This window comes from Neobacillus sp. 114, from assembly GCF_030127045.1.
Classification (GTDB): Bacteria; Bacillota; Bacilli; order Bacillales; family Cytobacillaceae; genus Neobacillus; species Neobacillus rhizophilus.
The window spans coordinates 1,554,385-1,580,197 of record NZ_CP126144.1 but is presented as its reverse complement, the minus strand read 5'-3'; the positions used below and the strand labels follow the sequence as shown (position 1 = coordinate 1,580,197).

Annotated in this window: 19 protein-coding genes and 3 rRNA genes; 5 read left to right on the top strand and 17 right to left on the bottom strand. The window is 44.4% G+C overall.

All coding sequences use genetic code 11. From position 1 onward, the window contains the following. Positions 1-3: 3 nt before the first annotated feature. The 4 genes from rrf to QNN06_RS07760 all read right to left on the bottom strand — a co-directional run bounded on the left by rrf (position 4) and on the right by QNN06_RS07760 (position 6,090). Positions 4-120 (bottom strand): 5S ribosomal RNA (rrf, locus tag QNN06_RS07775). 132 nt (positions 121-252) lie between these two features. Continuing rightward, a 23S ribosomal RNA gene (locus QNN06_RS07770) occupies positions 253-3,187 on the bottom strand. A gap of 206 nt (positions 3,188-3,393) precedes the next feature. Then, positions 3,394-4,943, bottom strand: a 16S ribosomal RNA gene (locus tag QNN06_RS07765). The 16S, 23S and 5S rRNA genes sit together here, the layout of an rRNA operon. A gap of 271 nt (positions 4,944-5,214) precedes the next feature. Then, the gene (locus QNN06_RS07760) at positions 5,215-6,090 is read right to left on the bottom strand and encodes a nucleotidyltransferase-like protein (protein WP_213118012.1); all 876 of its coding nucleotides are present in this window, start codon (positions 6,088-6,090) and stop codon (positions 5,215-5,217) included. Positions 6,091-6,240: 150 nt separating this feature from the next. Between QNN06_RS07760 and QNN06_RS07755 the strand changes: the two genes are divergently transcribed. After that, positions 6,241-6,591: a YgzB family protein gene (locus tag QNN06_RS07755; protein ID WP_284037354.1), complete on the top strand. Its 351-nt coding sequence runs from the start codon at positions 6,241-6,243 to the stop codon at positions 6,589-6,591. Positions 6,592-6,663: 72 nt separating this feature from the next. Here the strand turns inward: QNN06_RS07755 and perR are convergent, their stop codons facing one another. The 7 genes from perR to QNN06_RS07720 all read right to left on the bottom strand — a co-directional run bounded on the left by perR (position 6,664) and on the right by QNN06_RS07720 (position 11,615). Next, positions 6,664-7,101, bottom strand: coding sequence for a Fur family transcriptional regulator (gene perR, locus QNN06_RS07750; protein ID WP_213118014.1), 438 nt, complete (start codon positions 7,099-7,101; stop codon positions 6,664-6,666). Positions 7,102-7,206: 105 nt separating this feature from the next. Continuing rightward, on the bottom strand, positions 7,207-7,755 hold the full coding sequence (locus tag QNN06_RS07745; RefSeq protein ID WP_213118015.1) for a cob(I)yrinic acid a,c-diamide adenosyltransferase: 549 nt from the start codon (positions 7,753-7,755) through the stop codon (positions 7,207-7,209). Between the two features lie 223 nt (positions 7,756-7,978). Then, entirely contained in the window at positions 7,979-8,446 is a 468-nt protein-coding gene (gene bcp, locus QNN06_RS07740; protein ID WP_213118016.1) for a thioredoxin-dependent thiol peroxidase, read from the bottom strand. Between the two features lie 84 nt (positions 8,447-8,530). Continuing rightward, on the bottom strand, positions 8,531-8,923 hold the full coding sequence (locus tag QNN06_RS07735; protein ID WP_284037353.1) for an ion channel: 393 nt from the start codon (positions 8,921-8,923) through the stop codon (positions 8,531-8,533). Between the two features lie 102 nt (positions 8,924-9,025). Beyond that, entirely contained in the window at positions 9,026-9,811 is a 786-nt protein-coding gene (locus QNN06_RS07730) for an ABC transporter permease (protein WP_213118017.1), read from the bottom strand. Between the two features lie 3 nt (positions 9,812-9,814). Further along, positions 9,815-10,606, bottom strand: coding sequence for an ABC transporter permease (locus QNN06_RS07725; protein WP_213118018.1), 792 nt, complete (start codon positions 10,604-10,606; stop codon positions 9,815-9,817). Further along, positions 10,599-11,615, bottom strand: a complete 1,017-nt coding sequence (locus tag QNN06_RS07720; RefSeq protein WP_213118019.1) for an ABC transporter ATP-binding protein — start codon at positions 11,613-11,615, stop codon at positions 10,599-10,601. Before QNN06_RS07720 ends, QNN06_RS07725 begins: the two co-directional genes overlap by 8 nt. A gap of 805 nt (positions 11,616-12,420) precedes the next feature. Between QNN06_RS07720 and QNN06_RS07715 the strand changes: the two genes are divergently transcribed. The 3 genes from QNN06_RS07715 to QNN06_RS07705 all read left to right on the top strand — a co-directional run bounded on the left by QNN06_RS07715 (position 12,421) and on the right by QNN06_RS07705 (position 19,876). Further along, on the top strand, positions 12,421-13,716 hold the full coding sequence (locus tag QNN06_RS07715) for a glutamate-1-semialdehyde 2,1-aminomutase (RefSeq protein ID WP_284037352.1): 1,296 nt from the start codon (positions 12,421-12,423) through the stop codon (positions 13,714-13,716). Between the two features lie 287 nt (positions 13,717-14,003). After that, entirely contained in the window at positions 14,004-18,476 is a 4,473-nt protein-coding gene (locus QNN06_RS07710; RefSeq protein WP_284037351.1) for a glutamate synthase-related protein, read from the top strand. A gap of 320 nt (positions 18,477-18,796) precedes the next feature. Further along, entirely contained in the window at positions 18,797-19,876 is a 1,080-nt protein-coding gene (locus QNN06_RS07705) for an FUSC family protein (protein WP_213118022.1), read from the top strand. A gap of 111 nt (positions 19,877-19,987) precedes the next feature. Here QNN06_RS07705 and QNN06_RS07700 read toward each other — a convergent pair whose 3' ends face one another. The 5 genes from QNN06_RS07700 to fabL form a co-directional block, all read right to left on the bottom strand. Then, a complete protein-coding gene (locus QNN06_RS07700) occupies positions 19,988-21,757 on the bottom strand; it encodes an ABC transporter ATP-binding protein (protein ID WP_284037350.1) in 1,770 nt (589 codons plus the stop codon). 161 nt (positions 21,758-21,918) lie between these two features. Further along, positions 21,919-22,449 (bottom strand): nucleoside tri-diphosphate phosphatase, encoded by a 531-nt coding sequence (gene ntdP / locus QNN06_RS07695; RefSeq protein ID WP_213118024.1) that lies wholly within the window; start codon positions 22,447-22,449, stop codon positions 21,919-21,921. 179 nt (positions 22,450-22,628) lie between these two features. Next, positions 22,629-22,886, bottom strand: coding sequence for a YgaB family protein (locus tag QNN06_RS07690; RefSeq protein WP_217035749.1), 258 nt, complete (start codon positions 22,884-22,886; stop codon positions 22,629-22,631). Positions 22,887-23,130: 244 nt separating this feature from the next. After that, on the bottom strand, positions 23,131-23,376 hold the full coding sequence (locus tag QNN06_RS07685; protein WP_284037349.1) for a gamma-type small acid-soluble spore protein: 246 nt from the start codon (positions 23,374-23,376) through the stop codon (positions 23,131-23,133). A gap of 72 nt (positions 23,377-23,448) precedes the next feature. After that, positions 23,449-24,198 carry an enoyl-[acyl-carrier-protein] reductase FabL gene (gene fabL / locus QNN06_RS07680; RefSeq protein WP_213118027.1) on the bottom strand — a complete coding sequence of 250 codons (750 nt, stop codon included), beginning with the start codon at positions 24,196-24,198 and terminating at the stop codon, positions 23,449-23,451. A 112-nt stretch (positions 24,199-24,310) separates the two neighbouring features. On the opposite strand from fabL, the gene QNN06_RS07675 reads away from it, so the two are divergent. Next, positions 24,311-24,535, top strand: a complete 225-nt coding sequence (locus QNN06_RS07675; protein ID WP_213118028.1) for a hypothetical protein — start codon at positions 24,311-24,313, stop codon at positions 24,533-24,535. 48 nt (positions 24,536-24,583) lie between these two features. On the opposite strand, the gene mutY is transcribed toward QNN06_RS07675, so the two are convergent. Beyond that, positions 24,584-25,708 carry an A/G-specific adenine glycosylase gene (mutY, locus tag QNN06_RS07670; RefSeq protein WP_213118029.1) on the bottom strand — a complete coding sequence of 375 codons (1,125 nt, stop codon included), beginning with the start codon at positions 25,706-25,708 and terminating at the stop codon, positions 24,584-24,586. Between the last annotated feature and the right edge of the window lie 105 nt (positions 25,709-25,813).

Sequence of the window (25,813 nt, the reverse complement as noted above, 5' to 3'; positions counted from 1 at the left end):
ACAGCCTGGCGATGTCCTACTCTCACGGGGGCTTTCGCCCCAACTACCATCGGCGCTGAGAAGCTTAACTTCTGTGTTCGGGATGGGAACAGGTGTGACCTTCTCGCCATTACCGCCAGACCATTTATCAGACACTATTTTATTATAATGTTTTTTTCATATTTTGCAAGAGGAAATTTAAATTTTTTCATTCCCTCAAAACTAGATAATGCAGAAGAAGTAAATTAGAACGAGTTCACCTAAAAACATGACTTGGTTAAGTCCTCGATCGATTAGTATCAGTCAGCTCCACACGTCACCGCGCTTCCACCTCTGACCTATCAACCTGATCATCTTTCAGGGATCTTACTAGCTTGACGCTATGGGAAATCTCATCTCGAGGGGGGCTTCATGCTTAGATGCTTTCAGCACTTATCCCGTCCGCACATAGCTACCCAGCGATGCCTTTGGCAAGACAACTGGTACACCAGCGGTGCGTCCATCCCGGTCCTCTCGTACTAAGGACAGCTCCTCTCAAATTTCCTGCGCCCACGACGGATAGGGACCGAACTGTCTCACGACGTTCTGAACCCAGCTCGCGTACCGCTTTAATGGGCGAACAGCCCAACCCTTGGGACCGACTACAGCCCCAGGATGCGATGAGCCGACATCGAGGTGCCAAACCTCCCCGTCGATGTGGACTCTTGGGGGAGATAAGCCTGTTATCCCCAGGGTAGCTTTTATCCGTTGAGCGATGGCCCTTCCATGCGGAACCACCGGATCACTAAGCCCGACTTTCGTCCCTGCTCGACTTGTAGGTCTCGCAGTCAAGCTCCCTTGTGCCTTTACACTCTGCGAATGATTTCCAACCATTCTGAGGGAACCTTTGGGCGCCTCCGTTACATTTTAGGAGGCGACCGCCCCAGTCAAACTGCCCACCTGACACTGTCTCCCACCCCGATGAGGGGTGCGGGTTAGAATTTCAATACAGCCAGGGTAGTATCCCACCGACGCCTCCACCGAAGCTGGCGCTCCGGCTTCTCAGGCTCCTACCTATCCTGTACAAGCTGTACCAAAATTCAATATCAGGCTACAGTAAAGCTCCATGGGGTCTTTCCGTCCTGTCGCGGGTAACCTGCATCTTCACAGGTACTATAATTTCACCGAGTCTCTCGTTGAGACAGTGCCCAGATCGTTACGCCTTTCGTGCGGGTCGGAACTTACCCGACAAGGAATTTCGCTACCTTAGGACCGTTATAGTTACGGCCGCCGTTTACTGGGGCTTCGATTCAGAGCTTCGCTTGCGCTAACCCCTCCTCTTAACCTTCCAGCACCGGGCAGGCGTCAGCCCCTATACTTCGCCTTGCGGCTTTGCAGAGACCTGTGTTTTTGCTAAACAGTCGCCTGGGCCTATTCACTGCGGCTCTTCGGGGCTATTCACCCCAAAAAGCACCCCTTCTCCCGAAGTTACGGGGTCATTTTGCCGAGTTCCTTAACGAGAGTTCTCTCGCTCACCTTAGGATTCTCTCCTCGCCTACCTGTGTCGGTTTGCGGTACGGGCACCTTTTATCTCGCTAGAGGCTTTTCTTGGCAGTGTGGAATCAGGAACTTCGGTACTATAATTCCCTCGGCATCACAGCTCAGCCTTAAGGTGAACGGATTTTCCTATTCACCAGCCTAACTGCTTACACGCACATATCCAGCAGTGCGCTTACCCTATCCTCCTGCGTCCCCCCATCACTCAAACGATAAAGAGGTGGTACAGGAATATCAACCTGTTGTCCATCGCCTACGCCTTTCGGCCTCGGCTTAGGTCCCGACTAACCCTGAGCGGACGAGCCTTCCTCAGGAAACCTTAGGCATACGGTGGATGAGATTCTCACTCATCTTTCGCTACTCATACCGGCATTCTCACTTCTAAGCGCTCCACCAGTCCTTACGGTCTAGCTTCAACGCCCTTAGAACGCTCTCCTACCGCGGACACCATAAGGTGTCCACCCACAGCTTCGGTGATACGTTTAGCCCCGGTACATTTTCGGCGCAGAGTCACTCGACCAGTGAGCTATTACGCACTCTTTAAATGGTGGCTGCTTCTAAGCCAACATCCTGGTTGTCTAAGCAACTCCACATCCTTTTCCACTTAACGTATACTTTGGGACCTTAGCTGGTGGTCTGGGCTGTTTCCCTTTTGACTACGGATCTTATCACTCGCAGTCTGACTCCCACGGATAAGTCATTGGCATTCGGAGTTTGTCTGAATTCGGTAACCCGATGAGGGCCCCTAGTCCAAACAGTGCTCTACCTCCAAGACTCTAACTACGTGAGGCTAGCCCTAAAGCTATTTCGGAGAGAACCAGCTATCTCCAAGTTCGATTGGAATTTCTCCGCTACCCACACCTCATCCCCGCACTTTTCAACGTGCGTGGGTTCGGGCCTCCATCCAGTGTTACCTGGACTTCACCCTGGACATGGGTAGATCACCTGGTTTCGGGTCTACGACTACATACTATTTCGCCCTATTCAGACTCGCTTTCGCTGCGGCTCCGTCTCTTCAACTTAACCTCGCATGCAATCGTAACTCGCCGGTTCATTCTACAAAAGGCACGCCATCACCCATGAACGGGCTCTGACTACTTGTAGGCACACGGTTTCAGGATCTCTTTCACTCCCCTTCCGGGGTGCTTTTCACCTTTCCCTCACGGTACTGGTTCACTATCGGTCACTAGGGAGTATTTAGCCTTGGGAGATGGTCCTCCCTGCTTCCGACCGGATTTCACGTGTCCGGCCGTACTCAGGATCCACTCAGGAGGGAACGAAGTTTCGACTACAGGGCTTTTACCTTCTATGGCCGGCCTTTCCAGACCGCTTCATCTACCCCGTTCCTTTGTAACTCCATGTTGAGTGTCCTACAACCCCGAAAGGCAAGCCTTTCGGTTTGGGCTGTTCCCGTTTCGCTCGCCGCTACTCAGGGAATCGCGTTTGCTTTCTCTTCCTCCGGGTACTTAGATGTTTCAGTTCCCCGGGTCTGCCTTCAATACCCTATGTATTCAGGTAAAGATACTGTTCCATTACGAACAGTGGGTTTCCCCATTCGGAAATCTCCGGATCGGCGCTTACTTACAGCTCCCCGAAGCATATCGGTGTTAGTCCCGTCCTTCATCGGCTCCTAGTGCCAAGGCATTCACCGTGCGCCCTTTCTAACTTAACCTAAAAGGTTTTACTTACTCTTAAAAATAAGAGAGAAAAACTAAAATGGCGATTACTCGGTTCTTACTTGGTTACTTCTTCTTTTACGATTATCTAGTTTTCAAGGAACAAAAAGTTTTGAGAGATAATTCCCTCAAAACTAAACAAACAAGAAACAATCAAACAAACATGTATTGTCTGGCTCATATGTCCAGCTTATATCCTTAGAAAGGAGGTGATCCAGCCGCACCTTCCGATACGGCTACCTTGTTACGACTTCACCCCAATCATCTGTCCCACCTTAGGCGGCTGGCTCCTTACGGTTACCCCACCGACTTCGGGTGTTACAAACTCTCGTGGTGTGACGGGCGGTGTGTACAAGGCCCGGGAACGTATTCACCGCGGCATGCTGATCCGCGATTACTAGCGATTCCGGCTTCATGCAGGCGAGTTGCAGCCTGCAATCCGAACTGAGAATGGTTTTATGGGATTGGCTCCACCTCGCGGCTTCGCTGCCCTTTGTACCATCCATTGTAGCACGTGTGTAGCCCAGGTCATAAGGGGCATGATGATTTGACGTCATCCCCACCTTCCTCCGGTTTGTCACCGGCAGTCACCTTAGAGTGCCCAACTGAATGCTGGCAACTAAGATCAAGGGTTGCGCTCGTTGCGGGACTTAACCCAACATCTCACGACACGAGCTGACGACAACCATGCACCACCTGTCACTCTGTCCCCCGAAGGGGAAATTCCTATCTCTAGGAGTGTCAGAGGATGTCAAGACCTGGTAAGGTTCTTCGCGTTGCTTCGAATTAAACCACATGCTCCACCGCTTGTGCGGGCCCCCGTCAATTCCTTTGAGTTTCAGCCTTGCGGCCGTACTCCCCAGGCGGAGTGCTTAATGCGTTAGCTGCAGCACTAAAGGGCGGAAACCCTCTAACACTTAGCACTCATCGTTTACGGCGTGGACTACCAGGGTATCTAATCCTGTTTGCTCCCCACGCTTTCGCGCCTCAGCGTCAGTTACAGACCAGAAAGCCGCCTTCGCCACTGGTGTTCCTCCACATCTCTACGCATTTCACCGCTACACGTGGAATTCCGCTTTCCTCTTCTGCACTCAAGTCCCCCAGTTTCCAATGACCCTCCACGGTTGAGCCGTGGGCTTTCACATCAGACTTAAAGGACCGCCTGCGCGCGCTTTACGCCCAATAATTCCGGACAACGCTTGCCACCTACGTATTACCGCGGCTGCTGGCACGTAGTTAGCCGTGGCTTTCTGGTCAGGTACCGTCAAGGTACCGGCAGTTACTCCGATACTTGTTCTTCCCTGACAACAGAGCTTTACGACCCGAAGGCCTTCATCGCTCACGCGGCGTTGCTCCATCAGACTTTCGTCCATTGTGGAAGATTCCCTACTGCTGCCTCCCGTAGGAGTCTGGGCCGTGTCTCAGTCCCAGTGTGGCCGATCACCCTCTCAGGTCGGCTACGCATCGTCGCCTTGGTGAGCCGTTACCTCACCAACTAGCTAATGCGCCGCGGGCCCATCTGTAAGTGTCAGCCGAAACCGACTTTCAACCTTCCCTCATGCGAGGGAAGAAGTTATCCGGTATTAGCTCCGGTTTCCCGAAGTTATCCCAGTCTTACAGGCAGGTTGCCCACGTGTTACTCACCCGTCCGCCGCTAACCACCGGGAGCAAGCTCCCAGTGATTCGCTCGACTTGCATGTATTAGGCACGCCGCCAGCGTTCGTCCTGAGCCAGGATCAAACTCTCCAATAAAGTTGAGTTGATTAGCTCAAAAATGTTACGTTGGCTTCGTTTCAAATGAAACGAATATTATTGTTTGTTGACGTTTTTGTTTGTTTAGTTTTCAAAGAACCATCTTGCGCGTCGCTCAAAAGCGACTTTATCAATATAACACATGGTGTTTATTTGTGTCAACACCTTTTTTAAAACCGTCCACTGCGTAAAACTTTTTGAAAATGTTTCGCAGCGACGGTTATTAATATATCAAGTATTCACGAAAAGGTCAATAGCTTTTTTTGTTTTTTTACGATAGTTTTTGGCTAACGCGGTAACAGCGATGAAAAACACCCTGTCCCTTTGTCTCAACATTAACGATTTCTAATAAATGTTTTTCAATTAAGTATTCAAGCAGGACTGACATATCAACGGAATACGGCATCAATTCCGGTTCACTCATGATTTCGCTAAACATCCAATGTTCTTTTTTACTTAAAACGTCTATTAAGTGTGAGGAACCGATGTTAGTTCTCGAATGAATCAAGAATTCACTGGCAAGGAATAAAAGCTCGAGCCTTTGTTCCAATGTTTCCTCACTTACAACTAACTCAACATATAATTTATAAATTTCCGGTTCAATTTGTTTCACTTGCTGCCAAACGGTCAGTTCAGGATGAAGGCCATTTTCAATAATCGCTAATCTCGCCAAATGATGCAGGGAGTGAACGACATAATTATAGGCATCTAAATACTGTTTATTTTCAAACAGCGCTTTCCCATCCACATAGCGGCGGATTAACTTCGCAAACTCCAATCCCATTTTTATTTTTCGGCCATGAAACGGAAATTCTTCTAGTTCCTTTTTTAGATTGGCTACATACTCATTACGGTCAAATAAAATTTTGGAATGATGAAGCCATTCAAAAATCTTTCGGTTGCTGCCTAATAAGATCCATTCTTGCAGCTGTAACTCGGTGATAATATGCATGGCAGCTTTTTTGTCATCATACGAATAATGTTTTGTATATACATGCTGATCTGCTTCTTTCACAATCATTAAAAGAATCGCATCAAACGAATCGGTTGTTTGACTTGACCGTTGTTTCTTTTCTACCAATAAAATCCCCAGCGTATTTAATTGGCTTGCCCTTTCTTGATAAATGGGCCGAAGAATGTCTTCCATTCTCAATACCTCCATTTTTCTAGCTAGCAATATATGTTCGACAGGAATAAGAAATATCCTTCTAAAATTTAAGACAAAATTCGACATTCTTCTGTGTATCCTTTTTTCTCGATAGAGAATTGTGGTATAGTTTGTCTAGGAGGGAGAATCATGGCAAAATACTCGAGTAAAATAAATAAAATTAGAACGTTCGCATTGTCGTTAATCTTTGTAGGTTTTATCGTTATGTATGGTGGTATTTATTTTCGCACTTCACCACTTATTATGACCATCTTTATGATTTTTGGTCTGCTTTTTATTATCGCCAGCACGGTTGTTTATTTCTGGATTGGCATGCTATCAACCAAAACCATTTCTGTCATATGTCCCAGCTGCAGCAAACCGACTAAAATGCTTGGCAGGGTAGATATGTGCATGCACTGCCGCGAACCTTTGACTATGGATAAAGCCCTTGAAGGCAAGGAATTTGACGAAACTTATAATAAAAATAAAATGAAATAAAGGGATGACCAGCAATCGGTCATCCCCTTTTTTATAAACAAATAGCCGACTCCAATTAGAATCGGCTTTACATTAATGAACTTCTTTTGCAGAGCAATCAGGACAAGTGCCGTAAATTTCCATGCGGTGATTCGCCACTTTAAAACCAGTGACATGTGTTGCCAAATGCTCCACTTCATCCAAGCCAGGATAGTGGAAATCAACAATTTTCCCGCATTCCTCACAGATCACATGATAGTGATGCGAGGTAACAAAATCAAAGCGGCTGGATGCATCTCCATAGGTCAATTCCTTTACAAGGCCTACTTCACGAAATACTCGTAAATTATTGTAAACCGTCGCCACACTCATATTCGGGAATTTGCCCTCTAACGCTTTATAGATTTCATCTGCAGTAGGATGTGACATCGAGCTTATTAAATATTCAAGTATCGCATGACGTTGCGGAGTAATACGCACCCCTGTATCCTTTAAGGTATCCAACGCTTCTTTTAATTGATTCATCGCCATGCACCTCTTTTCTAAAAGATATTATTACATTGTAATTGTTATAATTAGTTTACTAGGTAATTTGTACTTTTGTCAATATTGTAATACTGCAAACACCGAAGTTCATCAGCTATGTAATGTTTGTTCAGAAGCTCCTAACTGGTGGTTGACAAATCTCGCCGTGACAAACAACAAGTCGGAAAGACGGTTTAAATACGCTAGCACAAACGGATTGACATCCTCCCCTAAACCGACGGCACATCTTTCCGCCCTTCTTGCAATGGTCCGGGCCACATGAAAGGCTGCACCTGCAGGATGTCCCCCAGGTAAAATGAAATTCGTCAACGCCGGCAGGCTTGAGTCCCATACGTCAATTTGTTTTTCCAGTTCTTCGATATCCACTAAAGCTAATGACCACTTTACTTCCTTCCCTTTCGGAGTCGCGAGCTCGGCACCGACATGAAATAGGTTTGTTTGTATTTTATGAAATACTTTTTCAATTATTTCTTTCCCTTGAAAATTTTCCTTAGTTAAATAACTTAATGCCAGTCCAATCATGGAATTCGTTTCATCACAGGTTCCGTAGGCCTCGACGCGAAGGTCGTTCTTTGCCACCCTTTGCCCGTAAATTAGAGAAGTTGTTCCTTTATCTCCTGTTTTTGTATAGATTTTCATTTTTCAATACCCCCTATTGGTAAATTTCAGCTCCACATGTTTATTAAATCTTTACTTCATCATATCACCTGGGTCATTTATTAGAAAAGAAAGAAGGCATAAAAAAGGGGTCCGGATGGACCCAAAAAGTTTTATCTGAGGAGGTATGCCCTAATAAAATGATATTCACATGAAGTACTTTTGCATTGGACAAAAGCCTTTTCTCGTGAAAATAGGCAGTCTATTATTGGTTTTCCCTGATATAGGTTAAGGCTTCTTCGACATGCCCTTTCACCTGAACTTTTCTCCATTCCTTCGCAATATTACCCTCTTTATCAATGATAAAAGTCGACCGTTCAATGCCCATGTACTCTTTCCCAAAGTTTTTCTTTAGCTTCCAAACACCGTAATCCTCCGCCACTTGATGATCTGTATCGGCAAGGAGCAGGAACGGCAGACCGTATTTCTCAACGAATTTTTGATGGCGGTCTACCGGATCTGGGCTGACGCCTAAAATAACGGCATTCAAGTCGGCAAACTGCTCATGTTGATCACGGAAATCACACGCTTCCGTCGTGCATCCAGGCGTCATATCCTTTGGATAAAAATAAAGCACAACATATTTTCCTTTTAACTCTGACAAAGTAACCTTCTCGCCATTTTGTGCTTCTAGTGTAAAGTCTGGTGCTTGTTTACCAATTTCTACTATCATTTTATTCACTCCACTTTGAAAAATATTCCTATTTATAGCCTAACCAATATGATGGAACAATACAACTTTCGTGCACCTCGGGATTTATTTTTCCCGATCAAACATGACCTTCGCTACGAAGGCTGCCGGTAGCGTATAGCCAATTAATGCTTCAATGACCGCAACCAGCCTTCCGAGTCCTTGAGGTATCACATCTCCATTACCGACCGAGAACAGCATCATTGCGCTAAAATAAAAGCTTGATTCAAAAATGTTCCGGTTTTGGCTGTCGGTTATTTCCGCCAAGACTTTCATTCCCGCCAATTCAAAAATTAAATAAATCAGCCCAAATCCGAAGATGACAGTTAAATAGCATGTTCCTAAATAAAAGAAATTGTCAAAGGACACCAATTTGCCCTTGATCGTATTGGGTATAAATAAAGTGCGAATACTCATGAAGATGCAAAAAATCACGATCGGCAGCAAGAAATAAATCACAAGACCACCTCTAATATTTGTACAGGTTAGTTCATTGTATGTGGACTTGGCCAATAAAATATCAAAAAACCGTGCCGAATGTAGCGCGGTTTTAATTAATTATTAATTGCCTGCACCGCGGTATTTTTTGACACCCTGATTCCAGAGGAATACAGAGAGGGCAAAAAAGATGATGCCGATTACAGGTGTTAAAAACGAATAGATATACCATTCTTTTTTTTCAAGAAAAAAGGCCGCGGGATAGACGCCGACGAAAGCAAACGGCAAAATCCAAGTGAGAACGAACCGGATCACCGTATTATAGATATTGACCGGATAGCGGCCGTAGTTGCTGATATTGTACATCATCGGCATGAGCGAGGTTTTCGCATCCGCCCAAAAGCTGACACAGGCCAGCATCACAAAGATGCCGCCGTAAACAAGCGCGCCGCCGATGACGAAAATGATAAATAGAATCGGGTCAAACCAATCCAGCTGCAGGTTTAACCGGGTTCCTGCATAAAACATAACCGCCAAGCCGGTGACCGCCCCTAATAAAGCTTCCAGTTCCAGCCGCTCCAGAATGATCTGAAAAAGACTATGAATCGGCCTAGTTAGAATGCGGTCAAGCTCTCCCCTTACAATATAACGCTCGTTGAAATCCCAGATATTAAAGAAGGCTGAAAAGACCGCGTAAGGAACTAAGAAAAATCCATATATAAAAATAATTTCATCACGGCTCCAGCCTCCAAGCAGCTGGGTGTGGCCAAATACGACCAGGATAAAGACGAGATTGATGGCCTGGGACATCAGGTCTGAGAAAAACTCAACAATGAGGTCAGACCGATATTGCAATCTTGTTTTTATATATTGTGACATGTATTGAAAAAACATTGTTACGTAAAACACCATTTACCCTCCTTGTATGACCAGCTGTTTTTTCGCAATAACCCAAAGAATTTGGATGGGAATGAGGAGGATGATAACCCAAATAAATTGCTGGCCAATGGCTTGAATGGCCTGCTGGTGCGTGAATCCCTCTGTATAGATCATGCTTGGTATATAGCTGATTCCTTGAAACGGCAGGAATTTCATAATTCCCTGCGCCCAGCCCGGGAAAAAGCTCATCGGCAAGAGCAGCCCGGAAAACAGGTCAATGACGACCCGCTTTGCGCGGATAAGGCCTGTATTATTATATAAGAAGAAAGTCGTAATTCCGGTTAATAGATTTAACTGGGTGTTGATGAAAAAGCTTAATAGGATGGAGATGGCGAATAATCCCCATACGCTTGGCTTTAATGTGATTTGGATTGGAAATACGAAATAGACAATAATTAGTCCCGGTAGCGAGAAGAAAAATAACCGGAAAATCCCTTCCCCCAGTCCCTGCATGGTTTTCATGCCGAGGTAGTTGTAGGGACGGATCAGCTCAACGGCCACCTTCCCTTCCATGATTTCCATCGCCATTTCCCGGTCCAGGTTGTTGAAATAAAAGGCCCGTGCCATCCAGGAAATCGCCACATAGGTTGTCATTTGTGTAATGGATAGACCCTGGATTTCCTCCTTACCACTGTAGATCGCTGTCCACAGAAAATAATAGGCGCCGATGTTAATGCCGTAGATGAGGATGCCCGTATAATAATTTGTTCGGTAGGCGAGCATCATTAAAAAACGGATGCGAATCATTTCTAAATATTTATCCAACTTCCACCGCACCCTTTTCATAAATATTGCGGATGATTTCTTCCGTGGATGTTTCGTTTATTTTAATGTCCTTTATTTTAAAAGCGGCGACAATTTTGGCAATCAGCTGTGAGATAAGTTCGTCGTTGTTTTGCATGTTGGCGGTAAAGATTTGCTCCTTTTCATCGTGCTCCCATTTGACAGGGAGGGCGGCTGTGAGTTTTTTCACGGCTGGTAGATCGACTTTTTCAAGGAACTGGAATTGCAGCTCTTTGCCATCCCCTAATGTGTCTTTTAAATTTTTCAAAGCCCCATCATAGATGATATTTCCTTCATCAAGCATAATGACGCGTTCGCATAATGCCTCGATGTCAGAGAGATCGTGCGTTGTTAAGAGAATGGTTGTATTGTATTTTTCATTGACTTCTTTTAAAAATTCACGGATTTTTAATTTTACTAGGACATCGAGGCCGATTGTCGGTTCATCCAGAAAAAGAAGCGGTGGATTGTGGATGAGTGCGGCGGCCAGCTCGCAGCGCATTCTTTGACCGAGCGATAGCTTTCTTACTGGTTTGTCAAGAAGCGGCTCGATATCGAGTGTTTTGATGACATGGTTCATATGGTCGTCATATTGTTCATCCGTTACCTTATATACCTTTTTTAGGAGCCGGAATGATTCCTGGACGGCGATGTCCCACCATAGTTGGGAACGCTGGCCAAACACAACACCAATGGTTTGGACAAATTTTTCCCGCTCCTTATGGGGATTCATGCCGTTCACTTTGATTTGCCCCCCGGATGGGGTTAAAATACCTGTTAACATTTTGATGGTTGTTGATTTACCGGCCCCGTTTTCGCCGATATAGCCGACCATTTCCCCTTGCTTGACGTTAAAACTGATATCGTTGACGGCGCGTGCTATTTTATAATTTCGTGTAAAAAGGTCGCGAAATGCGCCCGCTAAACCGGAACGGCTGGAATAAGCTTTGAATTCTTTTCGTAAGTTGTTTACTTCTATGGCGTTCTTCATTTATACGGCACCTCCTGATGTGGCATGTGGCTTACCCTAATGTTTTAGTTTAGCCAATTGGGAGCGGAGGTACAACTTTTGTGCATTTAATATTTTGGAGGAGGATTAAGGCTGGGAGTGGCTTGTTGTTTTAATAAATGGAGTTCAAGTTGGGTATTATTAGACAGTTTTTTATTTGACGGGGGGAAATGTCTTTGGCAGGCATTCTTATTGGACAATTTCGGCTGGGCGTTGGGTGAAATGTCCTTTAGAAGTTGTTCTATTGGACGATTCCGGCTTGCCGCTGAGGCAAAATGTCCTTTAGAGGCGTTCTATTGGACAAAACTACCTCACCTCCATCTCATAATGTCCTTCATCTGCCTCATGAAGGACAAAACTTTCCTCCTTCCGCCACATAATGTCCTTCATCTCCTCTACGAAGACCAAAGCCAACTCATCTCTCCCCCATAATGTCCTTCATCTCCCCTATGAAGACCAAAATCCACTCATCTCTCCCCCATAATGTCCTTCATCTCCCCTATGAAGACCAAAATCCACTCATCTCTCCCCCATAATGTCCTTCATCTCCCCTATGAAGACCAAAATCCACTCATCTCTCCCCCATAATGTCCTTCATCTCCTCTACGAAGACCAAAACCAACTCATCACCGCCTCATAATGTCCTTCATCAACCCTCTGAAGACCAAAATCCACTCATCTCCCCCCATAATGTCCTTCATCCCCTCCTCCACCCCAAAATGTCAAAATAGTAAATCACCAAAAACATGCTAGAATAGGAATGTTAATAAAAAAGGAGGAAACCCAAGTGCATTTTACCAATTCAGAACGAATACATAATGAAGCTCTCGAACATATTGTCGGCGGGGTTAACAGCCCATCCCGTTCCTATAAGGCAGTCGGCGGCGGTGCACCGGTTGTGATGGAACGCGCCCATGGCGCTTATTTTTGGGATGTTGACGGCAACCAGTACATCGATTACCTTGCTGCCTACGGACCAATCATTACCGGTCATGCCCACCCGCATATAACCGAAGCCATCAAGCGCGCAGCAGAAACCGGCGTCCTATACGGAACCTCGACGCCGCATGAAGTAAAATTCGCGAAAATGCTGAAGGAAGCTATTCCGTCATTAGACAAGGTCCGCTTTGTTAACTCCGGAACAGAAGCGGTCATGACGACAATCCGTGTAGCCCGTGCGTACACAGGCCGTGACAAAATCATCAAATTTGCCGGCTGCTATCATGGTCACTCTGACCTTGTTCTTGTCGCTGCCGGTTCTGGACCGTCAACCTTAGGTACTCCGGATTCAGCAGGCGTACCGAAGTCGATCGCCCAAGAAGTTATTACTGTCCCATTCAATGATATTGAACCGTACAAAGAAGCACTAGAAAAATGGGGCGATCAAATTGCCGCTGTTCTCGTTGAACCGATTGTCGGCAACTTCGGAATCGTCGAACCAAACCCTGGTTTCCTAGAACAGGTAAATGAACTTACCCACGCGGCTGGTGCGCTAGTAATCTACGATGAAGTCATTACAGCCTTCCGGTTCATGTACGGCGGGGCCCAAGACCTCCTCAACGTCAAGCCTGACCTTACCGCAATGGGGAAAATCATTGGCGGCGGACTGCCAATTGGGGCCTATGGCGGACGGAAGGAAATCATGGAAACAGTCGCTCCTCTAGGCCCTGCCTACCAGGCGGGAACAATGGCCGGCAACCCCGCCTCGATCCTATCGGGAATCGCCTGCTTAGAAGTGTTAAAACAAGAGGGCCTTTATGAATACTTAGATCGCCTTGGCGCGATGCTGGAAGAAGGTATTCTTGAGGCTTCTAAGGAACACAATATCCAAATTACCATCAACCGCTTAAAGGGTGCCTTAACCGTCTATTTCACTGATGAGAAAATTGAAAATTATGAGCAGGCGGAAAAAACGGACGGTGAGATGTTTGCCAAGTTCTTTAAACTGATGCTGCATCAAGGAATCAACCTCGCTCCATCCAAATATGAAGCTTGGTTCCTCACAATCGCCCATACTGAGGAAGATGTGGAAGCAACTCTCCACGCGGTCAGGAATGCATTTTCTTCACTAAAACAAGAATAAATATGCATATTTCATGCAAGAAAGGGAGCTATACATGCTCTCTTTTTATTTTAAAAAACAAATTGTAAACGTTTTCATGTAAGGCTTTTCATCTATATTTTCGATTAGAATCATGCCAAATTGATATCCAAATTCTTGAATAATTATTTGATTTCTGAAAATTCGTATGATACTATATGTTTATTATTTTTCCTTTTTTCTCTTAACTTTTTCCTGCAATTTTTCAAGTTATCAATAATCAGGAGGTGAAGCGGCTTCCTTTAGGAATTCTGAAGAAGCCCGACAAAATGACACAAAGATGGACGCCATCTCAATTTAAAGATTTTCATAAACATGAACACGATGCTTGTGGAATAGTCGCTTGCCTTGAAAAAGCACAGACCCCAACAAGGAACAACATTTTTGCTTGTATAGACGCTCTAGTGACCATGAACCACCGCGCAGGCTTTATTAACGGTGAGGGAGATGGCGTTGGAATCCATACAGATATCCCAAGGGACCTTTGGAAGGAAAAGCTGCTTCTGGCAGACCTGGACCCGGCACTCACGGAAAAAGAGGGCTTTGCTGTAGGTCATGTTTTTATCAGCAGGAAAGCAAATTGGGCTGAGGTTAAGCAAGGATTAGCAGACAAACTAGTAAAATATGAATTGGAGCTAATCTTTGAAACAACTGAGGTCACCAATCCATCAGCATTAGGTCCAATTGCCATTCAGGAAAACCCGATTTTCTGGCAATTTGCCATCCTATCAAACAAGAACGGCCAGGAATTAAACAAGGTCCTGTTCGAAGCATTGGTTGATTTTGAAAAAAATGAACTTGTTCACGTAGCGTCTTTCAGCCAAAACCATGTTGTTTACAAAGTAATGGGCGCAGGTGACATTCTGCCGCGCTATTACCAAGACTTAGCAAACCCACTTGTGGCTTCCACCATGACACTTGGCCACAACCGTTATTCTACAAACACTCTCTCCAGCTTTTTCCGGGTACAGCCTTTCAGCGTGCTTGGTCACAATGGTGAAATCAATACCATTTCCAAGCTTCGTGATGAGGCAAGAATGATTGGTGTACCACTTGTAAAAGACGGAAGTGATTCCCAGGATTTAAGCAGAACGATGGAAACATTAATCTGTCGTGATGGCTACTCCTTATTTGAAGTAATGGATTTATTATTCCCGCCGATTATTAATGAAATCAAAGCTTATCCAGAGCATTTACAAGATTTATATACTTATATGCGTGAAGCTTGGGGACATTTTGCCCAAGGGCCTGCCGGCATTATTTCCAGATATGGCGATGAGGCCGTGTTCAGTGTCGATGCACTTGGACTCCGCCCGCTGTGGATGCTTGAAACGGAAACTTCCTACCTATTCTCGTCTGAACCAGGAATCATTCCTTCAAGCGAATACGTGAACGATCCGAAGCCATTAGCACCTGGTGAAAAGGTTGGCTTTAAGTGGAACGGAAACCAGCTTGAAGTTTTTGAACAAAGCCAATACCAAAATGTCGTTTATAACCGTTTTTCAAAACGGGTTAACCTCCAAGGAGCAAGACTGCGTCTGCAGCCGCCGGCACTTGGCAAAACCGTAACCATGAATTATCCAGATAAAATTCATAACGGGCAATACAAATCATTTGGCTGGGAACGCGAGCATATTCAATTAATCGAGCAAATGGCCGAAAAAGGCGTCGAGCCGATTCGTTCACTTGGCCACGACTCACCGCTTGCAGCCTTAAATCCAGAGCGTGTCAACATTGCCGATTATATTAAAGAAAGCGTAGCAGTTGTCACAAACCCAGCGATTGACCGCGACCGGGAAACAGAGCATTTCTCTACCCGTGTCATTATTGGCAAGCGCCCAACATTATTTGCAGCTGCCGAAAAAGCGGAATCAGTCATTGAATTGACAACACCGCTGCTCTTAGAAGGAAAAGCGGGCTTCGCATGTGCAGAAAGCTTAGGACAGCCGACTTTTGATCAGCTTGTCCAGCATTTCCAAGAGCAAAAGCTGATCGCTTATATTTCAACTACCTTCCAAACGGATGAAACGGTTGATGCGGCCATTGAAAGACTTGCAAACCAAGCTGTTCAAGCTGTTCAGGCCGGTAAGTCGCTGCTTGTCCTTGACGATGCAAAAGCCCATCAAGAGAATTCTTATTGGCTTGACCCGCATCTCGTCACATCATCGATTGATCAAGCTTTAGTGAAAGCAGAATTAAGAAGAGATTGTTCATTATTGCTTCGCTCTGCTGCGATTCGTTCGCTTCATGACATTATTACTGTTTTTGGCTTAGGTGCAGATTTAATCAGCCCATACTACATGTTCTTAACGGTTCAGAATGAATCAACAACGCCGTTAACGAACCTTTACAGTGCATTAACGAAAGGTATAGAAAAAGTCATTTCAACGATTGGTATCCATGAACTGCGCGGCTATGGACGACTGTTCTCTAGTATCGGTCTGCACGAGTCGATTGCCAATGTATTAAACATTGTGAACTTCTTCGGCTCCGATGAAATTGAAAATAATTTTGAAGCAATGAAACAGGATGCTTTAAAAAGAGCAGAAGATTATCAGAATGATAAGGAAAGAGTCGGAAAAACGTTCAGCCTCTTCCCACGGATTTGGAAAGCGATTGGCGAAGTGGCCTCCACTGGTGATTACAGCGCATATCGCGATAAAATCTCCGAGCAGGAAGCAGCAAATCCGGTTACAATCCGCCATTTAGTTCAATTAAAGCAAGGCCTAAATCAGGTATCGCCTAACGATGTTGATCTTCGTGTCGGTGATCATGATCTGCCGTTTTTGATTTCCTCTATGTCCTTCGGTTCGCAAAACGAAATTGCCTTCAGAGCTTATGCTGAAGGGGCTGACCGCTTAAACATGGTGAGCTTGAACGGTGAAGGCGGCGAGATCAAGGATATGCTTGGCAAATACCCAAGAACACGCGGCCAGCAGATTGCTTCCGGACGATTTGGGGTTAACGCCGAACTTTTAAACTCTTCTAATCTATTAGAAATCAAAATCGGTCAAGGTGCAAAGCCTGGTGAAGGCGGACACTTGCCCGGTTCTAAGGTGACGGCCAAGGTTGCGGCAGCACGTAATGCTACACTTGGTTCTGACTTAATTTCACCGTCCAATAACCATGATATTTATTCGATTGAAGACTTGGCACAAATGATTCAGGAGCTAAAAACAGCAAACGACCAGGCAAAGATTGCCGTTAAGGTTCCGGTTGTTCCAAACATCGGAACAATTGCAGTCGGTATCGCTAAAGCTGGCGCAGATATTATTACTCTAAGCGGTTTTGATGGCGGTACAGGGGCAGCCAGAATCCACGCCCTGCAGCACGTCGGCCTGCCTGTTGAAATTGGCGTAAAAGCGGCTCACAATGCATTACTTGAAAGCGGCCTGCGCCACAAGGTGGAATTATGGGCTGACGGCGGCATGAAGAGTGTAATGGACGTTATGAAAATCATGCTTCTTGGTGCCAACCGTGTTGGCTTTGGTACATTAGCAATGCTGTCGATCGGTTGTACGACCTGCCGCGGCTGTCATTTAGACACTTGCCACGTTGGTATTGCCACTCAGATTGAAACGGAAGCACAGGCAAAAGACCACGGTCTTCGCCGCTTCGTACCGCGTCAATTTGATTTAGCTGTACAAGGAATTATGAATCTATTCACTGCATTTGGTACTGAATTAAAAGCACTTGCAGCAAGCCTTGGAATCCGCAATCTGCAAGATGCAGTCGGTCGTTCCGAACTATTAGAGCAAGTGAAAGGCCAAAATCAGTTGAACCTTTCTTACCTATTAAAGCCATTAGAAATCAGCCAATTTGCTAAAGTTGAAGCTTCTAAGTCTGTTTCCGAAGCGCAAATGCAAGTGGCAGCTGGCGCTGAGTATCTTGATGCGAGTGTGGATCAGCTTCACTCTTCAAGAGAATTCGTCAGCGTAACATCTGAACAGCGGGTATTGGGAAGCCGAGTTTCCTGCCACCGTGTCCGCGGCAGATTGGATGGCTCTTACAAGCAGCTTCCTCCAGTTCAGCTTAAGTACAAAGAAGGCTCCATCCCTGGTAACGGACTAGGCGCATACAACAGTGAAGGAATTGAAATCACCGTTAACGGAGGCGGTCAGGACGGCGTTGGAAAGACCTCCTTTGGCGGTAACATTCATGTTCTAAAATCAAAAGGCAAAAACGGCTATTACGTCAACGGCTCTGTTGGTAAAGGCTTCGGATACGGTGCCCAAAAGGGTCTCCTTGTTGCTCAGGGCAACGCTGATGCCCGTGCCGGAATCCGTCTCTCCGGTGCCGACTTAATCATCGGCGGCCAGCTTAAAAGTGCGCTACCTGAAAAAGAAAACGGCAATATCGGTTCCAACGCTAATATCAAAGGATTTGCGTTTGAATATATGACAAACGGACGCGGTCTTGTTCTTGGAGACCCAGGTCCATGGATTTGCGCAGGTATGACCGGCGGTGTTATTTATGTCCGCCAGCAGCCTGAACTTGGATTAACCAAGGAAGCTGTACAGAGAAGGGTTGCCAAAGGCGCCAAAGTATCTGTCGTCAATTTAACCGAAAAAGGCAAACAGGACATCAATGAGCTCTTAGGCAAATATACAGCCCTGTTAGCCGAGAACGGCCAAACGGAAGAAGCCGAACAGCTTCAAAGCTTGCTAGCAAGCCCAGAGGAGCACTTCGTGCAAATTACTCCTGTCAAAGAGCAGGCTGACCCATCTGTATCTACAGAATAATAATATTGCAAAAAGCATTCGCATATTATTGCGGATGCTTTTTGATTTAAAAAAGTAATTTCGACTTTGAGAATTGTTCAGCTCCAGCGCCCTGTGACTAGTGTACTTCGCCTTCGTGTTTCCTTTATCTCAGTCGAAGCGCTACAGTCCTGTCGTGCGCTAACCGGGGGCTTCCGCTTTTCGTCTATTAAGCAACTTTTAAAAATAATGTCATATAATTTCTCTTGATTAAATAGTTTAATCCCTGTATAGTACTTAATTGTTTAGCTCTCGAGCAAACTATAATAAATTATTTATCTTTGAAAGGAATCTATTAACAAATGAAGTTAGGTGCCCGCATTTTAAAAACGGGAATTGCGATTGTCTTGTCTCTATACTTGGCATATTTGCTGCATTCACCCTCTCCTGTCTTTGCAGCTATTGCCGCAATCTTTGCCATCCAACCGACTATTTACCGCTCTTTTTTAACAATTATTGAACAGGTTCAAGGGAATATCATTGGCGCCATCCTAGCAGTCGTCTTTGTTCTTCTGTTAGGAAATCATACGATCGTCATTGGACTGGCAGCGATTACTGTCATCACTCTTAACCTTAAATTTAAATTGGAAAATACCATTGGGTTATCGCTTGTTACGCTTATTTCTATTATGGAGGCACCGGGAAGTGATTTTATCACCTTTGCGGCAATCCGCTTCTCCACGATCATGATTGGGGTATTTTCGGCCTTTATCGTCAACCTGGTGTTTATGCCGCCCAAATATGAAAATAAGCTTTATTTAAAAATTGGCAGCACAACCGAGGAAATCATCAGATGGATCCGCTTGAGCATACGCCACGATTACGACCACCAATTGCTGAAAACGGATATTGGTAAGCTAAAGGAAAATATTAAAAGCATTGAACAATTTTATACGATGTATAAAGAAGAGCGAAGCTATTTTAAAAAGAACCTTTTAGAAAAATCAAGAAAACTCGTTGTTTACCGACAAATGACCATAGCCGCCAGAAAAGGTCTTGATACCTTAAAAAGGATTCATCGCTTTGAAAATGAACTATTGCTGCTGCCAGAACCATTTAAGGAAGCCATCCGGGAGCAGCTTGACAGCCTCATTTACCAGCATGAGCAGATTATGCTACAGTTCATTAAGAAAATACCTATTTCAACAGCTTCACCCGTCGAAAAGGTCAGCATAGATAAAAAGCTGCTCTTTGACCTCTTCTTAGTCCATCAAAAAGAGTTTGCAGCTGATGATGATAATCAGCATCTCTACCATACCATGCAAATTGTCGCCTCAATTATTGATTACAGCGAGCAGGTGGAGCATCTCGATGTGTTAATTACCAGCTTTCATTCGTTCCACCACAACGAAGTATCCATTGAGGAAGAAAGCAACCAATAGAAAAACCGAAGCCATTACGCTTCGGTTTTTTTTGTGAATCCAGCACTTTTATTTGCGATTTTTCGAGTTTTATTTGCTAATTCAACCCTTTTATTTGCGTTTTTGCAAACTTTATACGTTGGCTTGCTCTTCCTTACTATCCAGCTGCTGGACTTGAAATAGTTTATAATAATTCCCTTGCTTAGCCATTAACTCATCGTGCGTACCTGATTCCACAATCTGCCCATGTTCAATCAGAATAATTCTGTCAGCATGTGTGATCGTTGATAGCCGGTGGGCGACGATAAAGGTCGTTCTGTCCTTCGCCAGTTCCTCCAGTGCCTCTTGAATGTAGTGTTCACTTTCCAAATCGAGTGCTGAAGTTGCCTCGTCAAGAATTAAGATAGGTGGATTTTTCAAAAAGACACGGGCGATGGCGACCCGCTGCTTTTGTCCGCCGGACAGCTTGACGCCTCTTTCCCCCACCTTCGTATCATAGCCATCCGCTAGATGCTGGATAAACTCGTGGGCATTGGCCGCTATAGCAGCCGCAAACACTTCTTTTTCGGTAGATTCCGGCTTACCTAGTAAAATATTATCCTTAACCGACTCGCTGAATAAAATATTGTCTTGGAACACGACACCGATTTTATCCCGTAACGATTGAACCCTAAATTGGCGGATATCTACCCCATCAAGCGTAATCCGGCCTTTGGTGACATCGTAAAAGCGCGGAATCAGACTTACCAGTGTGGATTTACCTCCGCCGCTCATCCCGACAAGCGCGATCGTTTCTCCCTTTTTCACCTGAAGGTTTATATTTTTTAATACCGACTCTTCGTTTTCGTTATAGGCGAAGGAAACATTTTCAAAGTTGATATTCCCAGTTACCTGCTCGCATTCCACCGCATCCGGGGAATCCACCACATCATATTTTTCATCCAAAAATTCAAAAACCCGGTCCATCGATGCAAACGACTGCGTAATTGTCGTGGACGAGTTCACCAATCTTCTAAGTGGATTGTACAGCTTATCAATGTAGGCGAAAAACGCCACCATCGTCCCTAAGGAAAGCTGATGGTGAATCACGAGATAAGCGGAGTACCCAATCACAATCAATGGAGCAATATCCGTAATCGTATTTACCGCTGAAAATGATTTCGCATTCCAGCTCGTGTGTTGGAGTGCTTTTTCTAAAAAGTTCTTATTCTGCTTATCAAACTGGGTTTGTTCGTATTCCTCAATCGCAAAGCTCTTAATTACCGGCATGCCCTGCACCCGCTCGTGGAGATAGCTTTGTACCTCAGCAAGGGCTTGTGACCGTCTTCTCGTGAGATTGCGCAGATTCCCGAAAAAGTACTTAATCGAGAAAGCATACAGCGGGAACAACAAAATAGACACAAGCGTCAGCTTTACATTCATGGAAAACATAAGAATGATGGCAATAACAATGGTGGCGATATCAAGCCAGAGGTTCATCAATCCGGTCACAACAAACGTTTTTGTCTGCTCAACATCATTGATGACCCGTGAAATGATTTCTCCTGCCCGGGTATTGGCATAATATTTGAAGCTTAATTTTTGAATATGCTTATACATTTTATTGCGGATATCATATAAGACCTTGTTTGATGTCCATTGCGCATAATACTGGCGATAATACTCAATCGGCGGCCTCAGGATTACAAAAACGAGCAGCATGACGCCCATAATGAGCATTAATTTATGAATTTTTCCATCGGTGGATAAGGCATGATTGCCAATGATATCATCGATCACATACTGAATTAAAATGGGAATGATGAGCGGAATGGAAAATTTAATAATACCGATGAAAATCGTGGCGATGATTTGCCAGCGATATGGTTTGACAAATTGAAGGTATCTGCGGATGCTCTCCAAACCAGTTTCCCCCCTTCTTTCTAAAGTGAAAATAATGAAAACTCGCGATTCGCGAGTCCGATAGGACGGTTCATAAGGCGTAGTTGAATTTATACTTTCTTTTTAGCCAAATAAAAACCTGTTGATGAAAATCAACAGGCGTTTGTTTCATAACACACCAATTAACGTCTGTATGTTAAATAACGCTCATACCAAATATCAATAAAATCTGGTGCGAATGGGCCGCTTCGCTGCCTAATCCATTGGATTAGTTTGTCTACATTCCGTTTTAGGATTTGGTCAATGACATCGGGATAATTCATTTCCCGGCGGTGACGTTCATATTCATCCTCGTCAAGAAGATTAAAAGTCATGTCAGGATACACCTTAATATCAAGATCATAATCAATATATTTTAACGCCTCTCCATCAAAGATGAAGGGTGAGCTTATATTGCAATAATAATAAATCCCGTCTTCCCGAATCATGCCAATGACGTTAAACCAATATTGGGAATGAAAATAACAAATGGCTGGTTCCCGTGTAATCCACGTTCTGCCATCCGACTCCGTGACAAGTGTCCGATCATTTGCGCCAATCACTAAATTCTGCGACCCTTTTAAAATCGTTGTTTCTTCCCAGACGCGATGGATGTGCCCATTATGTTTATAGCTATGTATTTGTACTGGTTCACCTTCGATGGGTACGCCCATTTTCTCCCCTACCTTCATTTCCGAACCTTTGCTAACCTGACCTGCTATTCAAATTAAACGACAAAAGGCAACAAAGTAAATTCCTGTTTTCTATTATTATAACGGTTGAAGCCGGAATTTAAAACAAAAGAACCATATTTCTATGGCTCTTTGTAAAAATTTGCGGATTATTTTTTCCTCTAAATGGTTTGTGTTAAATTTATTTCCCGGTAGGAATTGATCACTTCTTCAGTCTGTTTTTCAAACATCGCTTGAATTTCTTTTAATTCCTTTTTCATTTGTTGAATATCGGCTTGGATACTTTCTAAATCAGTTTCATTTTGCAAAACCTGCAATTCCCCTTCGATCTGCTGGCAACGCTCAAGTTCAGCCTGAAGAAAAAGCAACTTTTCCATTGTTGCCATTTGCTCGGAAACTAATCGATTAAAATGATCCATTTCCCTCACCGCCTTAATAATTGTCCTTACTAATAATTCTTTGTGGCAGATATTTTTTCCTTTGACTACTTATGTAAAGTAAAGGGAGGTTTTGTCGAATTTCCGCATAAAGAAAACTCGATCATTGGCGAGCCCTAAAGGGCGAAGACAGAGGCGTAGTTGCACTTAAGTTTATACTTGCTTACTAGCCGAAAAAAAGAAGGCACTCTACCGGTTAAGAGTGCCTTCCATGTAAGTATTGTTATTAGCTTTGGCCATATTGACCAGATGTACCTTGGTTTTTACGAGCTTCTGATTGCTGATTTTGCTGTCTTACTTCTTGTGCATTTGTTTCAGCACCAAATTCAGTTCCGAATTGGCCAGCAGCACCTGCGCCAGCAGCACCTGCGCCAGCAGCACCTGCACCAGCAGACTGAGCGTTTTGTTGTCTTACTTCCTGGATGTTAGTTCCAGCAGAAGTTTTGTTTGGTTGTTGATTGAAGTTAGCCATTTGTTATCACCTCCACGAGTTTAATTTACCCCGGCTCGTGGAGTTTATCCGTCTATTTTTCAAAAATAATTTTTAAACAAGTAACGAAATGCCCCCATCGACGATGATGGTCTGGCCGCGAATCATGTTTGAGTCGTTTGAAAGCAGGAACATAATGCAATTCACCATATCATCCACTTCAACCATTTTTCCGGCAGGCGTTTTTTGTCTTGCCTCTTCTAGGAGTTCTTCGCGATTTGGAAAAGATTTTAGGGCATCCGTATCAACAGCACCACCTGAAACGGCATTCACGATAATATTTTTCGGTGCAAGTTCCACTGCTAAATATCTAGTGAGTGCTTCTAGCGCCGCTTTTGATACCCCAACGGCTGTGTAATTTTCCAAATAGCGGATCGATCCTAATGAGCTGATGCTGACAATTTTTCCGCCGCCGTTTCTTTCCATCAGTTTTGCCGCTTCCTGGGCGCAAAATAACAAGGCTTTACTGTTGATGTTTAGTGTCCAATCCCAATGCGATTCCTCCAGTTCCATCGCTGGACGCTGGACACCGGATGCGGCATTGTTTACGAATACATCTAAGCGGCCAAATTCCTCGTCAATTTGCTTGAACATTTCTTTTATTTTACTGACATCGCCGACATTGGCTTTGACAATAAACGCTTTCCTGCCTAATGCTTCCACTTGCTCTGCAGTTTCTAAGGCCCCCTTTTTGCTGCGCGCATAATTAATGACGATATCATATCCCGCTTCTGCTAAGCGGATGGCGGCTGCTCTGCCAATTCCACGGCTGCTGCCTGTTACTAATGCTACTTTTTCTGTCATCTTTCTGTCTCCTATCTTTTATTCAATTGGGTTCATTTTAGCTTTTCCATGAATAGATGACAATTAATATACAAAACTAAGGCAAGAAACCCTATTGAAAGGATGTAGTCAAATGTATGTAGGACGAGATATGACCGAACTCTCGATGATGGCAAAAAACGATTGGAAGGATAGCGAACTTGCCTTTTTTCATCATGCCATGCAGCAGATTACTCCCTATTTGAACAGTGAGGGGCAATCTATTCACAGACAGATTATTGAAGAAATTGAAAGCCGAGGCGGCTTAGACAGAACTGAAGCAAATTACACACACGGCACCAAGGCCACATACGATTAAAGATTTATGCTCAAAAAAAGGGCCTAGCCCCAGAGCTGCATGACTGTGTTAAGCTTTAGCAGCATTGGGGTCAGGCCTATTTGAATATTCGAGATAGATTTTGAACATTTTTTGATAAGGGACTGGGAAGGCGTAGTCCTTTATTTCATCTAAAGTGACGAGTTTCCAATCGCTTCCTTCCGGTATGTTAGATTGTAATTCTCCGTTATAAATTTTGATATTCCAGACAAGATGAGAAAAAACATGCTCGAGTTGCCCGATGATTTTTTCTAACTTTAAATGGATTTGCAGTTCTTGCTCGAAAAGCTCGGAAATCTTTTCACGCTCATGGTGCAGCGGGTGCTGAATTTCGACGTTCGGGAATTCCCATAAATTAGCAAGCAATCCATCTGATGGCCGCTTATGAATAAGAATTCTTCCTTCTTCATCTGTAAGCAGTACTGCTGCAAGCTGCACATCCCGGGTTTTATTCTTTTTCGTTTTGATTGGCAGTTCCGCTTGAACCCCTTCCTCAAACGCTTGGCAGTGTTCGCGGACTGGACAAAGCAGACAGGATGGCGAAGTCGGAGTACAAACTAGCGCCCCAAGCTCCATTAATGCTTGATTAAATGCTGAAGGATCCTCATGCGAAATCATTTCCCGGACAGCATGTTCAAAAACTTTCCGTGAAGATGGCTTCGCGATATCCTCCCATATATTTAAAATCCTCGAAAACACCCTCATCACATTGCCATCTACTGCAGGTTCTGGAATACCGTAGGCAATGCTTAAAATGGCCCCTGCCGTATATGGGCCTACCCCTTTAAGCGTAGAAATTACTTCAGGGGTGTTCGGCACTTCGCCATTATATTTTTCTTTAACTTCTCGAACGGCGGATTGCAAATTCCGGACCCGAGAATAATAGCCGAGTCCCTCCCACGCCTTAAGGACCTTGTCCTCCTCGGCTTCTGCCAAGTCATCTATTGTTGGAAACCAATCTATAAAACGGTTAAAGTACGGGATAACGGTATCCACTCTTGTCTGCTGCAACATAATTTCGGAAACCCATACCTTATAAGGGTCACGGTCCTTCCGCCAAGGCAAGTCACGCTGCTCTGCCTTAAACCAAGAAATTAAATCATGTTGAAAATCATTTATATTGATTTTTTCGATATTTTTTAGCTCAATCATCATAAACTTACTCCTTTTTGCTTGTAAACAACTCTAAAAAAGGGGAATATAATATTAACAATTCTTTTTTAACGATATGCCAAATTGGGCGTTTTGACAAGATAATTT

Bases quoted from the DNA above. Each gene is read 5' to 3' on its own strand.
- QNN06_RS07675 (WP_213118028.1), top strand. From the start codon at position 24,311: ATGTATGTAGGACGAGATATGACCGAACTCTCGATGATGGCAAAAAAC.
- QNN06_RS07705 (WP_213118022.1), top strand. From the start codon at position 18,797: ATGAAGTTAGGTGCCCGCATTTTAAAAACGGGAATTGCGATTGTCTTG.
- mutY (WP_213118029.1), bottom strand. From the start codon at position 25,708: ATGATGATTGAGCTAAAAAATATCGAAAAAATCAATATAAATGATTTT.
- bcp (WP_213118016.1), bottom strand. From the start codon at position 8,446: ATGATAGTAGAAATTGGTAAACAAGCACCAGACTTTACACTAGAAGCA.
- fabL (WP_213118027.1), bottom strand. From the start codon at position 24,198: ATGACAGAAAAAGTAGCATTAGTAACAGGCAGCAGCCGTGGAATTGGC.
- QNN06_RS07760 (WP_213118012.1), bottom strand. From the start codon at position 6,090: ATGGAAGACATTCTTCGGCCCATTTATCAAGAAAGGGCAAGCCAATTA.
- QNN06_RS07745 (WP_213118015.1), bottom strand. From the start codon at position 7,755: ATGAAAATCTATACAAAAACAGGAGATAAAGGAACAACTTCTCTAATT.
- perR (WP_213118014.1), bottom strand. From the start codon at position 7,101: ATGGCGATGAATCAATTAAAAGAAGCGTTGGATACCTTAAAGGATACA.
- QNN06_RS07685 (WP_284037349.1), bottom strand. From the start codon at position 23,376: ATGGCTAACTTCAATCAACAACCAAACAAAACTTCTGCTGGAACTAAC.
- QNN06_RS07710 (WP_284037351.1), top strand. From the start codon at position 14,004: ATGACACAAAGATGGACGCCATCTCAATTTAAAGATTTTCATAAACAT.
- QNN06_RS07690 (WP_217035749.1), bottom strand. From the start codon at position 22,886: ATGGATCATTTTAATCGATTAGTTTCCGAGCAAATGGCAACAATGGAA.
- ntdP (WP_213118024.1), bottom strand. From the start codon at position 22,449: ATGGGCGTACCCATCGAAGGTGAACCAGTACAAATACATAGCTATAAA.
- QNN06_RS07755 (WP_284037354.1), top strand. From the start codon at position 6,241: ATGGCAAAATACTCGAGTAAAATAAATAAAATTAGAACGTTCGCATTG.
- QNN06_RS07720 (WP_213118019.1), bottom strand. From the start codon at position 11,615: ATGAAGAACGCCATAGAAGTAAACAACTTACGAAAAGAATTCAAAGCT.